This window comes from Chlamydiifrater volucris (assembly GCF_902806995.1).
GTDB lineage: Bacteria > Chlamydiota > Chlamydiia > Chlamydiales > Chlamydiaceae > Chlamydiifrater > Chlamydiifrater volucris.
In genome coordinates, this window is the sequence record NZ_LR777654.1 from 788,335 (window position 1) to 803,747 (window position 15,413).

At 42.6% G+C, this 15,413-nt stretch carries 10 protein-coding genes; 9 read left to right on the forward strand and 1 reads right to left on the reverse strand.

The window, feature by feature from the left end:
- Positions 1–420 precede the first annotated feature (420 nt).
- Positions 421–1,965 carry a hypothetical protein gene (locus tag KJA62_RS03260; RefSeq protein ID WP_213318594.1) on the forward strand — a complete coding sequence of 515 codons (1,545 nt, stop codon included), beginning with the start codon at positions 421–423 and terminating at the stop codon, positions 1,963–1,965.
- Positions 1,966–1,994: 29 nt separating this feature from the next.
- Here the strand turns inward: KJA62_RS03260 and rnhC are convergent, their stop codons facing one another.
- Positions 1,995–2,933 (reverse strand): ribonuclease HIII, encoded by a 939-nt coding sequence (gene rnhC, locus KJA62_RS03265; RefSeq protein ID WP_213318595.1) that lies wholly within the window; start codon positions 2,931–2,933, stop codon positions 1,995–1,997.
- A gap of 310 nt (positions 2,934–3,243) precedes the next feature.
- Between rnhC and KJA62_RS03270 the strand changes: the two genes are divergently transcribed.
- The 8 genes from KJA62_RS03270 (at position 3,244) to KJA62_RS03305 (ending at position 15,402) form a co-directional block, all read left to right on the forward strand.
- Complete coding sequence (locus tag KJA62_RS03270; RefSeq protein ID WP_213318596.1) at positions 3,244–4,074, forward strand: DUF2608 domain-containing protein; 831 nt, start codon at positions 3,244–3,246, stop codon at positions 4,072–4,074.
- Between the two features lie 81 nt (positions 4,075–4,155).
- Complete coding sequence (locus KJA62_RS03275) at positions 4,156–5,034, forward strand: DUF2608 domain-containing protein (RefSeq protein ID WP_213318597.1); 879 nt, start codon at positions 4,156–4,158, stop codon at positions 5,032–5,034.
- 73 nt (positions 5,035–5,107) lie between these two features.
- Positions 5,108–6,667, forward strand: a complete 1,560-nt coding sequence (locus KJA62_RS03280) for a hypothetical protein (protein ID WP_213318598.1) — start codon at positions 5,108–5,110, stop codon at positions 6,665–6,667.
- 376 nt (positions 6,668–7,043) lie between these two features.
- A complete protein-coding gene (locus KJA62_RS03285; protein ID WP_213318599.1) occupies positions 7,044–7,472 on the forward strand; it encodes a helix-turn-helix domain-containing protein in 429 nt (142 codons plus the stop codon).
- Between the two features lie 149 nt (positions 7,473–7,621).
- Positions 7,622–8,593, forward strand: coding sequence for a hypothetical protein (locus KJA62_RS03290; protein WP_213318600.1), 972 nt, complete (start codon positions 7,622–7,624; stop codon positions 8,591–8,593).
- A 229-nt stretch (positions 8,594–8,822) separates the two neighbouring features.
- On the forward strand, positions 8,823–9,290 hold the full coding sequence (locus KJA62_RS03295; protein WP_213318601.1) for a DUF5422 family protein: 468 nt from the start codon (positions 8,823–8,825) through the stop codon (positions 9,288–9,290).
- 315 nt (positions 9,291–9,605) lie between these two features.
- On the forward strand, positions 9,606–12,419 hold the full coding sequence (locus KJA62_RS03300; RefSeq protein ID WP_213318602.1) for a polymorphic outer membrane protein middle domain-containing protein: 2,814 nt from the start codon (positions 9,606–9,608) through the stop codon (positions 12,417–12,419).
- Between the two features lie 19 nt (positions 12,420–12,438).
- Entirely contained in the window at positions 12,439–15,402 is a 2,964-nt protein-coding gene (locus KJA62_RS03305; protein WP_213318603.1) for a polymorphic outer membrane protein middle domain-containing protein, read from the forward strand.
- Positions 15,403–15,413: the final 11 nt, after the last annotated feature.

Genomic DNA, 15,413 nt, shown 5'->3' on the forward strand with positions numbered 1-15,413 from the left:
TATCCAGCAACAGTAGTTAACAGTTACTCTCGATACCACGATTGATTATGCATCTGTTTCGAAGATTTCAACACGCCAACAACTAGAGTCAATCCTTCATTTATGACCCTTTAACCTTTATTTGAGGTCGAATTTTAAATTCAAAACACATCTTTGCAGTATTTATTGATTACAAAATAACGCCATCAACCCCTTATTAGTAAGAAATATACAAAAATTCTATCTACTCTGAAAATTTTTACGTATGGATTAATTTCAATATAGATAGTAGACTTCCTCTCTCTTTGTTTCGTTTCTGACTACATAATCTTGAACAAGGAGGATCTCCCGCTCATAGCTCTAAAAAAACACCTCGTCTCTCCTCTATTAATGGGGACGTTCTACGATAACTAGCACTCTAACACGGAGGAATGAATTGCCATGACTTCCCCTGTCTCGGGTCCCTTGTCGGGCCTCTTGCAACAATTGCTGTCTTTACGGTCCCAGGAAGGTGAAGGCGAGGGTGCTCCCGAATCTTCCTCACGACTTCTTTCTGGCGGAGGGCCTCATGAAGTCACGTCGGGATTAATGGAGCTCGTGGGATTAGAACCCGAAATGCTAGAGACAGCTTCCAGCGTCGTTGAATTGCTATTGTCTCTGAAAGATGACCCTAGGCTAACTGCTGGAGCAGTAGCTTGCTACGATAGGTTTTCCCCTGGGTGCGCAGCTCCCTGTGGTTGTCCAAGATGCGGATGTCCAAACGGTGAATGTGGATGTGGGCCTCTTGGAGGACTTATTTGCGACTGCTTCAGACTCCATTGCCTGCCTCGCCGCGCGGATCCATCATCAGAAGGAAGAGATTTTTTTGAGATCCTATGTACTAAGTATGGTCCGCTAGCTGTATCCCTCGCTTTCCAAAAATTAGGAATGGACCTCGCTGCCTTCCTCAAAGGGGAAGTTTCTTTCAATGAAGAGCAAAAAAAAAGAGTAAAAGCCGAGTCCAGAAGACAGCAAGAGCACTTATCAGAAGTCGGACAGGAAAAGCACGATAAGAAGGTTCAAGAAGCTCTTTTGCGCTGGACAGAAGGTGGCAACAAGCATTTGGAAGATAAAATCCAAGAAGTCTTAGGGCATGTCCACAAAAAAGGAGTTCTTACTCAAGATTTTCCAGTAATTTATCTAGACGTTAACGCTGAGGGTGGTGTTGTATGTCCTCTATCTGCCCAGAACATTGCTGAAACACTGATGGGTATGTGTGTTGTCGATTTAGATTTGAACTCTAAAGGAAGTGTGGGCTCTAAAGATGCCGCTCTTATAGCTAGAATCGTTATGTGTATGCTTTGCAAATGGTGCTCTTCCTCATCGACTGGAGTAGGAATTTCCGTGACGAAAGATTTATTCGATGCCGTTCTTTCGTTGATCCTTCTCTTATTTGGGTATTTCCCCGGGAGCGAAGGTCCAAATCCGGACCTGACGGCCCGGCTGCAATCCCTTAGAGATAAGTTCTACATAAATATACCCCTCCTTACTAATTATTTACTCACCCGCGAGTTAGAGGAAGTGTCATCAGGTGAAGAAAGTGAAGAGGAGGGAGCCGCAGCCTTCCCCAAAGAGAAAAAGGAGAAAGGTAAAGGAAAAGGGAAGCTAGAAAAAGGGCCTGTTACTAGTAAAGACAAACCTCTAGCTCCGTCGTCTCCCATCGTTAAGGACTTTGGCAGTGTAGGCCACCAAGTGCGTCTCTTGACTGTTGCTCTGAAAGCAATGGAAACAAGCGGATCCTTATTGGAAGGAACTTCCAAAGGAGAACCTCGACCACCCGTCACGCAGCAGCCCAAAGCACGAAAAGGTGGTAGTGAGCACGGCACAACGACTCCAGGCAGCAAGGAGGAGGATCCTCTGGAGGGAACATCGGGAAGTCGCGGCCATCATCCTGGTGGTAAGGAATCTGAGGGGTCTGGGTCGCCTATCATGTCTACTCGGTTCTAAAAACGACCAATCTAAGCATCTTGAGCAATTCAAGGAGCATTAAAGAAACAAGAAGTGTCTGAAGAGGTTCCTTCAGACACTATCTCTGTGAAGGTCTTGAAATGAGATTTTGCAAGCTTACCCAGAGTCTCTATTCCTTTATCATGGAAAATCTTCGTACCAGCGCTTTTTGCCAAAGCACCTGCACCTTTAGGTAACTTTACTTGATAAGTATTTTCTAACTTCTCAATAGCGGAGACAAAAGCATCCCGAGCGAGAACGGAAGCAGCAGCCACAACAATATCTGACTCTGCTTTGGTTCTTTGGATAAGTGGTATCGGCGATCGCTTTTGCAACATTCCCTCGAGCAAACTTTTTGATGATGCAAATTGGTCAACAATGGCAAAAACATTGTTCAATGGATTGGGAGCTAGCTTCGCAATCAAAGAGGCATGAGCCCACGCTAAAAGAACATTCAAATTCCGAAACTGCCCATACAACCGATTGTACGTTTCGGGATACAAAACCATCACATCGTAATGACACAAAGCTTTAACTTCTTTGGCTAGCTTTTTAATTTCTGCATCCTTAAGGGCTTTAGAGTCTCTAACTGTTGTCTGATAAAGCTTCGATAACACCTCTTCACTAGGAGCATGGACAGTAGCTATGCAGAGGGGACCAAAAAAATCCCCTTTACCAGACTCATCGGAACCTATCCGTGGTGTCAAATCTTGAGCATTATTACCAGAAGAGGTCAAACCAAAAGTGTGTAAAATTTCTGGTTCAAGGAAAAATTCTACAAAATCCTGCGCCCCTTTTCCCTGTATAACGAGCTTCCCTGATACGTACAATGTACAGCAAACTGCTTCGCCTCTCGCTTGAAAAATGGTATGCTCAGGAAAGGAGAAAACAAATCCTTTTTCCTCCAGTCGCTGCTGCAAGGCAGTTTGTTTAGAAAGATCAAAAACGAGGGAAAAATTTTTACTCATAACGTCGTACTACGCCACTACCAAAAATAATGATCTTTGCTGCATCGGGTTTTTGAGACACACGCGCATCCTTCTGAGTATCTCATACTCGCTCTTTTTCTTCTTTACTTTCCGCAATAAACAACCTCTTTGCTTAGTGCGATTTGCGTGACGTTACATCTTTGAAATTCTTTTTGTTTATCCGCTGTATAGATTTCTTTCGGAAGTTTTTTAGTTGGTATTTTCATGTTTTTGCGTTGTCTTTTTAAAAAAATTATTTTACACTCCCCCCCTGTTTTTGCTGGCTTGTTACTTTCAGGATGGAACGAATATGAACGCTGTGTTTTCTCTAATACTCGCATCTGCGTTGCTCATGTCTGCACCTTCACATGCAAAAAAAGCTCGCCACATGCCCTCAAGAAAAATCATCTACTCTTTCGCAGAAGTAAAGAACTTCCTAACACCGGGGTGTTTGGTCTGTATTGATGTCGACGATACACTGTCTCAACATCGCCACCTCGGAGGCGTCGGATGGCAGAAGCAACGGATGGAATACCTTCAAGAGCATAGGATGTCCTGCCAGGCAGCAAAGAGGCGTATGCTGAGGGAGTCTGCCGCTATATCAACGTTTCTTCCCAAAGATTTGCTAGAGAAGGAAATCCCTATCCATATTCAGGAGTTGGTGGATAACTCGGATATTTTTCTTATGGGAATGTCCTCAAAAGGGCTGGAAAGTGTTCCCGTGGTGATGTCGACGCTATACCAGCAAGGGATCGATTTCGATACGAGGCCTTTATTTCCTGAAGACTTTTTTCTCGTTCCTAGGCAGGAGCTGTCTGCCTCAGGAGTATTCACCGATGGGGTATTGTTCTGCGGAGGATTTACGGAAACGGAAGCTTTTACGGAGCTATGGCTCAGAAAGTCTCCCTCGATACGTAGGGTGGTGTTCGTTCATGGAGATCCTGCTGTGGTTCAGGATATGGAGAAAGTTGCCAAAGCCCTTTCTCTCTCTTACACAGGGCTGGTGTATTACCCTGCTGCAGAGACTGTCTTTTCTTTCTCTCCTCCTTATTCTACAGCTGTAGCTATGCAGTCGGAAACTGCTCTAAAGGTGTTGCCGGATGACTTGGCTGCTAAAGCTCTGGCGATGCTTGAAGAATAGAATCCATGCGTCATTGCAACACAAAGGTGTCGTATCAAGTTTAAGGGTGGTCAGAAGGGTTTTATCTCAAGAGGGTTTATTATGAGAGTGTTGTTGTCTGTACTTTTTGGTTTGATCGTTGCTCACACGCCGTTCAGTCACGTCGAGGCTGTCACCAGCAAATTAAACGATATCTCTTTAATAGAGAAGTATGTTGGAGAAGGCACTCTCTTGTGCTGGTCTGTAGAGAATGTTCTGTGCTCGCCAGCATCAATGATTGCTAGCATACAAAGAGTCTCTAGCAATCGATCTGGAGGAGTTGCTTGTGAGCTCCCCCAGGAGGAAGTTGACAGACGAGCCATTGCCGAATGGATCGCAGTCAATAATTTATGCGATCATTCCATTGTGCATCCTTCAGTAACCAATACCCTGATCGCGTTATCTCTAAAAAAGGTAGATATGTTAGGAATTTCTGTTGCTGACCTTACCTCGGCAACGTCAGTATTGGATGCTTTGGACAAGAACGAGGTGTCTCTGGGAAGGTCGGGAGTTAGATTTCCGAATATCTTTATCAGAAACCCCGATCACAGGGAGGAGTGCATGCACTCCATCCTGTTAGAAGAAAATGTCTTGTTCACGGGAAGTCTAGCAGAGAATACTACGGTGGGAAGAGCCTTTTCTCTATTTCTGAATTCTCTTAATACTAAACCGTCTCGAGTAATCTATATCGATGGAAACGCGGATAATATCTTGTCCATGGAGGAAGTTTGTGAGGCAGCAAAAATTTACTTCATAGGCGTGTCCTTCAGAGCTTCGGAGCGAAAGTTCAGGGGTTACGACAATGTTATCGCCGATCTACAGAAGACGCTGCTACTAGACCAACTCTCCGACACTTTTTTCACCAATATTCTGTCAGGTTTACAGTCAAAAGCTGAATCTACAGCACCCAAGTCATACTCAGAGATCCTACGAGATTTCTAAAATTTTTTTGTCTACTATTACAGCAAGGAGCGTACTATGAAACATATATTCTTGAAGGAAGGGGTGCGCTAATATGGTTTCTCCTATCCCTACTCCAGGAGGTATACCTCCTCCTCTGGAACCCCAGGTTGTCGTTACCCAACCTGGTGGAGCTTCTGGTTCTGATGAGGGAGCAGGTCCTTCTTCGGAAACCCAAGAAGGGGCGTCTGGGGGGGCACCCTCCGTTTCTACGGTTCGTCACGAATATTCGTTTCAATTCGGTCTCTTAGAGGCGAGCTTTGTGGATTTGGCTCGCCAGGTGTTCGAACTTATGGACTCCATTGCCTCTAGCCCTAGGGTAGTGGAAGGAGCTAGAGCGTGTCATGATCAGATGGCACCTTGGTGTGAATCAAAGTGCGGATGTCCGTCATGCGGGTGCCCCGATGGCCAGTGCGGGTGTGGCTCTTTTGGGAGGTTCCTGTGTAACTGCTTTGCCGCTTGCTGCATCCCTGGGCGTAGGCAGGAAGAGGAGTCCGATGATTTTGCATTCTTCCGTCGTCTAGAAGAGTTATATGGTCCCATAGCCTTGGGGTTAGCCTTTAACTCCTTAGGGTTAGATATGACATCCGTGGTGAAGGGAGAGGTGCAACTTACGGATACGGATAAGCGAAACTTAGAAGCTGAGGCTGCTAGAGACCAAAACAAGTTGGCTCGTCTTGGATTACAGAGAAATGGGAAAAATATCAGGGAATCTCTAGTAAAAGTGCATCAAGGTGAGAAGGAAGATTTGAAGCAAAATGTCTTGGGAGGGCTCCTTCAATTGCTAGAACTACCTCCGACAGAAGAAGATACAAAGAAGTCACTATATGTGGATTTCGGCGGTGGATCTTCGGGATCCCCTCCCGCTCTGTCCGAAAAAGATTTAACAGATCTCCTCTGTCGCATATATGTATACGACTTGACAATCAATCGTATAGGAGGAATGGGAATCAAAGACGCGTGCCTTGCAGCTCGAGCTATATGGTGCTTACTAACGAGGTGGTTTGGCTCTTCAGTGCCTGGTGTTAGGGTATGTATTGATTTGGATCTACTAAACACCGTAATCGGAATTGTTTTGCTAGTCCTCGGGTATGTACCGGGAGAAAGAGGTGAAATGTCGCAGGAGTTGGTAGCCCAACTCTTACAATTCAGATCGTCCTTGAGAGTGGATGAAAACAGTCTCAGGGAAAGTTTACGGTCATCTAGGGAGCAACATCCTAGCATTGAGGAAGGTGAGGAGGAATCTGGAGATGAAGAAGGAGCCGTAGGAGGAAGAGATGAGCCTGATGCTCCTTTATCTGCTTCAGGAAGGAGTAGTCAGGGACCTTTATCCGCAAAAGGATTTGGGGCGAATTTTGGAAGCGTAGAACACCAAAGGAGTCTTGTTGAAGCCGTAAGAAGAGTTCAGAAAGTGTCCACTGTGTGCAGAGCTTTAGGGGCCACCCTTCCCGTGGTCGCTCAGCCAGGCCCTACAAGACCCGGCTCAAGTGCAAGCGGTGATTCCAGCCCCTCTACCTCCGGAGTAAGCGGTGAAGAAGGAAAAGGAAAGAAAACTTCAAGGAAAGGCGGAACTTCCGGTCCCAAGGAGAGTGCAACAGTAGAAACATCTCTGTAAACTTTACTTTATTAGAGTGTGTATCTTCTCACTCCTAAAGCTGATTCTTTCCTTTCGTATAGAGCAAAGGGCGGCGATCGTCTCTTAGATGGTCGTCGCGCGTTTTTGTGTATCGGAGTGACACGATCACAAAGGAAGGCAACAATCAAAAAAACTCTATGAAATATTCTCTTCTATTTCCTTCTCAGAAATTGGTCTTTGAAGTTCTAGATCAAAAAAACATCTGTTCTTCTATCCCTTCCTTTGACATAGTCTTAAGGTTGTAGTACCGTAAGGTTCTGCAAGATACTTTCTAGACAACACAAGTCTCTAGAGGTTTTGTGGAGAATGTGCCGTCAGTTACAATCTTGAGCCGTAATACTGGAAGGAGGGCGTTGTGAATTCATCCGTTCACAAAGACTTAGTTCGATTGGGAGATGCTTTCCGTCGTGCCCGGGAAGAAAAGGGACTATCTCTAAGAGAAGTAGAATCCGCAATCTCCATACGTGTCCATTGCTTAGAAGCTATCGAGTCAGGGTACCTAGGGAAGCTTATATCTCCTGTCTATGCCAGAGGGTTTATAAAGAAATATGCCGCCTTTTTGGGGTTAGATGGAGAGCAAATGCTGCGAGACCACCCTTATGTTCTCAAACTTCTTGATGAATTCACTTCTAAGGAAGCGGAGTTAGTCTTCGAATTAGGGTTTGGATCAAGAAGCACTCCCGGAAGAGATGTCAAATGGTTGCCTGGAGCTGCTAAAATAGCCCTATCTGTACTCGGTGCAGCAACTCTTTGGTGGTTAATTTCTTTAATTAGCAGTGATTAACTGTCCCTGCAATCTTCCCTCATACCACTTTCAGTGGTATAGCAAGCATCGCTATGGTTGTTCTTTATTTGCTCTAATGCTATCGTGAACAACATTGTTCAACGGTAAGGTTAATCTACGCTCTCTTTAACAGCAGTTTTTGGTATTGTATGCTACTCAAGTGTGTTTCGCATGTCGTCATTGCTCTAGGCCATTTACTTTCCGCTCCTATACTAATGGTTAGAGAGCTGGTCTGCGGTCCCGAACAAGAACCTCAAACACCGCCTCCCTTCAAGCCCGTCTCCATCCATGCTAAATATCTGGTAGTAAATCCTGCTGATTTCGACAAATTATATAGGCAGTCTATCGGTTATAGACAGTTCGATACCACTTTGTCTTTGACACTTCCTATCACCATGAAATCAGGGTTCCTGTTTTCTTGTGGATACACAGGAGCTCATATAGACTGGCAAACCTCCATTGAACCTAAGCCCATTAACAAAGATAAGGATCAGCATTGGTTAGGATTCCGTACATTCCAAGAAAGATCCACCTTTGGATATCTCATGCTTTCAGCAGGAGCTTATACCCTATCTATGGATAAATGGCAGTGGTCCTTTCTGGTATCGGGGATGATTGATCCAGAGAAGATGACCAATACAGAATATTCATGGATACAAGGAGTTATCTCCGGCAAGTACCAGATTACCGATAATATGGATTCTGTCTTTGGCATAATAGGAGAAGCTGGACTCAAGGAGACAAAAGCTCGCCCTCTTATCGGAGCTTCTTACAAGCCTTCAGATAAGGTGACTGTCAACTGCATCTATCCCATCAATTTTTCTGCAGAATATGAGTGCACGAAAGTGTGCACGTTCTCTACAGCTTTTCGTCTAAACAGGTTCCGTAAAAGATTGTATGAAAGTATCTATCCATCCTCGAAGGGAATTTTTGAGTACCAAGGCAGAGCTGTTGAAGCTGCTGTCAAGCTATCTCCTGCTCCAGGATGTTCCGTCAAAGCCTTCTATGGGATCTCTGTCGGAAGCGATATTTCTTTGTCTGAGCAGGATGGAGGAAATAAGCGCATCTATCCTTTCGGACACTCGGCCTTTATGGGTGGATCTGCAGTCCTTAGCTTTTAAGTACCAACTAAAAAAAAAACAAAAGCCGCGAGTCTTTCGAAAATTTCTTGGTTTTTCTATCCCAAAACGAAACCGAAGAGCATGGTATTCAGAGATTTGTTCGTTAAAATCCCACCTATCAGCTTTCCTTCCCTTAAGAAAGAAAAAACTTTTTCAGTTTTTTCTAGGTTGAGATAAAATGCCTCTCCTCAATACAATTCTCGCGAAAACATCTCTTAGCCAACCGCTTATGTCAAATTCAGCCCCCGTTTTTCGAAAGGCCGGCGACATGTTCTTTTCGCTCACCTTTCCAGAGAGAGTAGCCGCGAGGAAATTGAGAGATGCTGCCGCTGAGCATCGATGTGCAGCAATCACCATCATGGCTTTGGCAGCTTCCATCCTGGGCCTCTTAAAAGTCATCACAATACCCGTGGAGCTTTGTTCTGGTTGTATCTCCCTACCTATGAAAGCGATAATAGCCGGACTCAAAGAAAAATCTTTACGGTCAGCCTTACCTGCTGGACTGGCTTGGGCATTCTGTGTACTAGCTTTAGCACTCATCATTGCAACCGTAGTGGCTGCGGCCTTCCTACCGCCACCCGTAGTCTTCTTCTCCATAGGCATTGTTATAGCCGCTGCTTCAGCAACAAGCTTCCTCTCTATGCACAACCAAATCTATGAGACAGAGACGTCAGTAACAACAAATGTTAAACACTAGTCTCTCTTAAAAGGAGTTTCTTTTTCTTCAAAAGTTAAAAGACTCCTTTCGAAAAGAAAGGAAGAATTTCTAGAATTCTTGTCTCTTTCTTACCAAGTTTTTCTACGAATAGAGAACAGACTTAGGATTAGTTGATTACAGAAACTCCTTCTTTTCATTTGCAGATGTAGAAAATATCGTTTTCTTTCTTCCTAAAAAAAATTCATACACATCAAAGATCTTTTAGATTATCTAGAGAAAAAAGAATTCTTTAAAGAAAGCTCATCAGGCAAAACATAGTCAAAAAAAACACAGTAAAAAGGAACTGCATAAAGCATGCGAAAAAGACAGTCCCTATATCTTGTTGCGTTGGCTCTACTTACAAACCTTGCTACTTGCCAAGGGTCAGCTTTGCCGGACAATGCCTCACTTATAGAGAATGCCTTCGATACTGTGGAAAAAGACGGTGTCACCATCCATACAATGAACAGGGATTTTACGGTTTCCTCTTTCGTTGAAACTATTCTATCTCCCTACCACCTAATGATGACTCCAAATAAAGTATTGTTCCAAGGAAATGATCACTCCTTTATCTTAAGCTATTTAAATTTGGCTAATCAAGTCTCAGAGGAAAATACTTCGGACGATATATCTTTTGTAAACTTCAAAGAAATAAAAATCGAAGATAGTGGAGGGATGAGCTACGTCATCAGGACGGAAAATCTTGATTTCTCTGGCAACAAAGAAGTTTCTATACGTTGCAATCAGGTTCCAACAGACGCCAATAAAGGAGGCTGCCTACAGTCGAACAACCTTACTCTATCCAATAATCAACAAGTTTTCCTCCAAAACAATATAATCAACCAAAGTGGTGGAAGCGCTAGAGTTAACGATAGCCTTGATGTTTTTAATAACGACTTGCTTGTTGCATCCAACAATTCTGGAAAAAACGGGGGATGCTTTTGCTGTATAAACAATACGAGCATAGCCTGCCTGCGTAATAACAACGTCTTGATCTTTGAGAACAACTTTGCAAACAGCGTCTCCGGAGACAACGATCCTGGAGGAGGAGCCATCGTTCAACTAAACGGGTCTACAGAGATCGAAGCTAACAACTCAGTCGTATTCTACAAAAACCAAACCTCTAGGTATGGAGGCGCGATTGCGAGTAAAAAGTTAAATATGTCAAAAAATTTATTTTCTCTCTTCATATCTAACATAAGCGCCTCAAAAGGAGGAGCTTTATATATCCGCCCGTCAGGCGAACTTTCGTTAAATGCAGACAAAGGAGATCTTATTTTCCATAATAATACCTCTAACTTATCCAGAAATTCCATAAGCCTAGACAATGGGGCCAAGTTTTTTTCCGCCAACGCAAAAAAGGGGTGTAAGATCCACTTTAACGATCCAATAACTGCCGAAAACCTAGCAGAAATTGCAATCTTTAATGAAAAATCTTCTTCAAATAGCGGAAAAATCGTTTTCTCTCTTTTAGGTGGAAATCTTAGAGAAAAATCTAATGGAATATCCAAGATTCAAAAACTGCGACAAGAAGATGGGATTCTGGTTGTTAAAGAGGGAGCTACCCTTGCCTCAAGAGAATTTTCTCAAACAGGAGGATGGTTAGTTCTTGGATCGAAAGGATCTGCTGGAACCTACTACGATACTACTGGGAGCGGATTTTGTAATTTTTCCAGTCTTGCTGTAGACGTATCTTCCGCACTGCATTCGGATAATCCCGAAAACGCTATTCCGTCCCTTGTTATTGGGAAAAATAATGATCAACCCGATACCGATGCAAAGATTTCCGTTTTCGGCCCCATTTATCTAACTAATGAAAATCTTTCCCTTTACGAATACGACTCCAAAATGTCCGCCATTATCCCCCCAAAAAAATTTTTGGCTCTTAATCCCGGAGGTGCGAACAGCAACAATATCGATGTATCCAGCGTAGATTTAACAACTCAGCCCGCACATCACGGATACCAAGGCTCTTGGCTATTATCTTGGGAAAATGCTACAGAAGAAGGGTCCATCTATCTCGTGGGTTCTTGGGTCCCTAACGGGCAATATCTCCCCAATCCAGAAATAGAAGGCAAACTTCTGGCGAATTCTCTTATTTCTTCGAAATTCGCCGTTAGCTCTTTCCTTGATGCTATTCATCAACAAAATCGAAATGATTTACATTTTTTAGATTCTTCCAAGAGGAAAAGATGGAAATACGACCTTCAGGGAAGTTTTATTTCTTCTATACACTCTTTTTCAAAAAAAATCCCTTTTCATTATAGATTTTCAGGATTTTCAGCGGCAGCCTCAGCATTCTCCTTCCTCAATAATCAGTTGGGAGTAGCTGTATCGAAGATTTCTTGTCATACCGATCATAAAGATTTCGAACATCAAATAAGCTCTCCTCTCCTGTCAGCTGCTGTCTTCTCTAGTTTTTATCCGAAAAGATCCTTCGTAGTAGAAATACGAGGCGCTTTATCAATATCCAAAGGCAATAATATCTTCAAAAACAATGAATATAAAATCATTGACCTACCCGAAGAAGCTCTTCCCTACTACAAGATGCTCAAAAAGGATGGCGTCTTCTTGAGCCAAGATGAAGACCAAAGCATCAACATTTCCTCAGCAACATTCCGTTCTTATATATTCTCCAATCGATGGGATTTCTTCTTAAATCCCGTTCCCCGAAAATTTCTTGGAACACATATTCTAGCACAAAATTCCCCTTTTTGCTCCATTCAGGCGTTTTTTTCTGACTTTTCTAAATTCAGAAACACTGAGATCACCCTTCATGATAGAAATCTAAAGAAAAAACACTCAGCAATTTATCTATTTCTACCCATAGGTACTAGACTTAACCTACCTTTTCGGTTCTTGGGAAGGTTTGCTCAAACTGAAGTTTCTTTCTCTTACATACCCTTGGCTTATAGAAGGAGGCTTATCCTCGAGGGATCTCTACCCTGTCTACCCAAGGCCGTATGGGAAACTTCCGATTCAGGCATCCCGAGAAATTCTGCAAAATGCAGTATTTCTCAGGAGATTAATTTCAAAGATTTCGTAAAAATCAACACTTCTTACTCTCTGCACTACATCTATTCCTCCTTCTTGCAGTCTGCCAATCTCGGAATCCAAACTATTTTTTGAAGAATTCTATTGTATGTTAATGAAAAATAAATTCCTTATTCTCTTCTTGATAGGCTCGCTTGATCATCCTTTATTAGCTTCAACCCCTTCTTCTCCTCCCATTGAATCAAATGACAGTCCCTTAATTCAGCCAGTAGGCTCTATAGGTGACTTGATCAATTATGCAACAGCTGGAAATTTACAGTTTTGTTGTGACATTTTTGATTCTGATAAACTTTACAAATCTCCCAAAAATGAATCTTCTATAGAAGGGGTCATCAACAACTCAAGCAACTTAACGATCGATGGAAACGGTTATTGCTTTTGCTTATCTGAAGTTTGTGTAGAAAGTTCTAATAATGTGCCCCCTTGTTTTATAAACAGCGCAAATGATCTAACACTGAAGAATTTTTCCCGAATAAAGTGTGATACATCTTCCCAAGTTATGAACACAACTGGATCATCCGTCCAGGCTTCTTTCTTAAACGCCAAAAATGTTTCTATCATTAACAACATTGTTGTTGATTTTACTAACTCTAACTCTTTTTCCTCAGGCAATTATTGGCAACCCGGAATAATACGAGCTTTCGGTTCCAATAACTCTCCAGGACAATTGACTATTCAAGATAATGGCTCTGTGATTTTTAAAAACAATCAAAATAAACAAAGAGGGTCTATCTCCGGAAATAACATCTCCCTAGTAGGCAACCAGTCTGTTCTCTTCGAAAATAATTATTCCATGGGCGAGGGGGGAGCTATTGCTTGTATCAATATCAGCAACCAAATTCCACAAGTAATGATTGCTAATAATCAAGATGTTTTATTCAGAAATAATTTCGGAGTATATGGAGGAGCTTTCACCTGTTATAACAAACTAGATTTTCAAAATAATGGACTTGTCATCTTTGATAACAATAGGGCTTCGACCAGTGGTGGAGCCATCCACTTACATAAATCTAACACAGGGAGTGATCATTCCTTTACTATAAAAGGGAATAAGAGTCTCATATTTTCTAGAAACATCAGTCCAATCGGACCTGCTGTATGTCTTAACAGTAACAGAGAACTTCTGTTATCTTTATTTGCCAACGAAGGAGATATTACTTTCTTACAAAACATAAAAACTGATTCTTCTTACCAACCCTTACAATGTTGCTCCCTCCAATTGAAAGGGAACAACCAAAGCAACACGGGAAAACTAAGACACTTATGTGCCAGCGAGGGGTATTCTATCAATTTTTACGATCCTATAGTTTACGATGCTGAAATAGTTGGCTCTGAAGAGCATGATATACTCATTAATGGAGCACAAAACTCCGGCGTTGATCACTCAGAAACCGGGGGGGAGTATTCTGGTACAATCTTTTTTTCTGCAAGCCAAATACCAAATTTTCTAAAACAAAACTCGGAGAAATACGATAAAAGCAGAACAACAAGACTACCAACCCGAGTGTATCTAAAGAACGGCTCCTTGGCGATAGATAAAAACACTGTCTTAATATGTCGTATTTTCTCTCAGGACGCTGGTGTGCTTTCGATCGGGGCCAACGGAAAAATTCAAATTGAAGGCTTTACAAAAATAAACAACGTGTTGATTGATCTAGATTCCTTTGATCAAATTTCCTCTCAAAATTCGACTCCTGTTTTAATTCAAACTAACGCTAGAATTAACGACGGCGTTTACTTTTCCGGAGAGATAGATTTTAAAACACCAAATTATTTTGCCTTTTATAACAGTTTTGTTATCGGAAGCTCTCTAAAAATTCCTATTCTAGAAATTTCAGCTCCTAATAACCCTCCAGACGGGACAAATGGTTTTACCTTAAAAAAAACCTATTTACATATAACCCCCCCCACTGGTTACTCGGGAAATCTGACCTTCGAGTGGGACAATAGGGGAGATGCCCCCCAGCCAACAACCTTACCAGCAACCCTCTACGCCACCTGGACTCCCACAGGGTACAATTGTGCTCCATATTTCAAAACTCCAACTTTCCTAAACACTGCATGGATGGGTGTCGCCGCAGCTAAAGCTATTTCTTCCCCGTTGCTCCCAGAAAAAAATTCTCCTTTCAAACACGGTCTTGCTGGACTTTCTGTGGATGCTCTCATCTCCTCTTTGAACATTAGACCCTCGCGAGGTGATGAGAATCTGCACTTTACAGGAAATGGATACTCTCTAGGATGTTTCTTAGGGGATGCCTTCTCCTCTTTAGAGATCCGCTTTGGGAAGCTAGATGGACAAGCTTTTAATCAGAAGTTCAATGAAGAGGTTAATTCTTCTTATTACTTAGGGAATATCTGCTCTAGGGGATCTACATTTAAAACTCCTGTCGGAGAAGTACATTCCGCTCTTTCCTTATCTTATGCTTACGGAAGAAACAATATCTATGCTTCCTTCTCCGAAGATTTCTTTGGACGAAGACTCTCTTTTCATTCGAGAAACTTCTTGGCCGAACTTCTTCTTTCTAAGCCTCTCACAGGACATGGATTATCTCCATTACTAAGATCTGCTTCCCCTTTTATTAAAGCTAGTTTCTCTCTATCCAAAAACCCTGGCTGTCAAGAAGTAGAGCTTACTAAAGACGTAATAACTAGACAGATTCTTGTCCCCGTACATAGCTTTGTACAAAAACTTATGATCCCTCCTCCAGCAAGGCTTAGACAATACCTACCTTCCACCCTTTACAACCTTTCTATATCTCCAGGTATATCCTCAGAATCTATTTCCCAGTGGAATATTTTCCCTGTAGCCTTAAGGGTCTCTGCGGCCTTTTCTGTAGACCCTTATAGGGTAAATCCCAAAACCACAATGATGATCATCCAAAATGCTTTCCCTATACCCATCCGTGGAACAAGCCTAGCCCGATGCTCCGCTGAAGTTGCTTCCTCTTTCCAAATCAAGTTACTTCCAGGACTTACTTCCTATGTCGATTACAAAGGCAACTTCTCCACAAGAAATATTTCCAACTCCTTAAAGCTGGGTAGCAGCCTTATTTTCTAATTTTTCGTCAA

Excerpts from the sequence above, each read along its gene's own strand:
- KJA62_RS03260 (WP_213318594.1), top strand. The coding sequence starts at position 421 with ATGACTTCCCCTGTCTCGGGTCCCTTGTCGGGCCTCTTGCAACAATTG.
- rnhC (WP_213318595.1), bottom strand. The coding sequence starts at position 2,933 with ATGAGTAAAAATTTTTCCCTCGTTTTTGATCTTTCTAAACAAACTGCC.
- KJA62_RS03270 (WP_213318596.1), top strand. The coding sequence starts at position 3,244 with ATGAACGCTGTGTTTTCTCTAATACTCGCATCTGCGTTGCTCATGTCT.
- KJA62_RS03275 (WP_213318597.1), top strand. The coding sequence starts at position 4,156 with ATGAGAGTGTTGTTGTCTGTACTTTTTGGTTTGATCGTTGCTCACACG.
- KJA62_RS03280 (WP_213318598.1), top strand. The coding sequence starts at position 5,108 with ATGGTTTCTCCTATCCCTACTCCAGGAGGTATACCTCCTCCTCTGGAA.
- KJA62_RS03290 (WP_213318600.1), top strand. The coding sequence starts at position 7,622 with ATGCTACTCAAGTGTGTTTCGCATGTCGTCATTGCTCTAGGCCATTTA.
- KJA62_RS03295 (WP_213318601.1), top strand. The coding sequence starts at position 8,823 with ATGTCAAATTCAGCCCCCGTTTTTCGAAAGGCCGGCGACATGTTCTTT.
- KJA62_RS03300 (WP_213318602.1), top strand. The coding sequence starts at position 9,606 with ATGCGAAAAAGACAGTCCCTATATCTTGTTGCGTTGGCTCTACTTACA.
- KJA62_RS03305 (WP_213318603.1), top strand. The coding sequence starts at position 12,439 with ATGAAAAATAAATTCCTTATTCTCTTCTTGATAGGCTCGCTTGATCAT.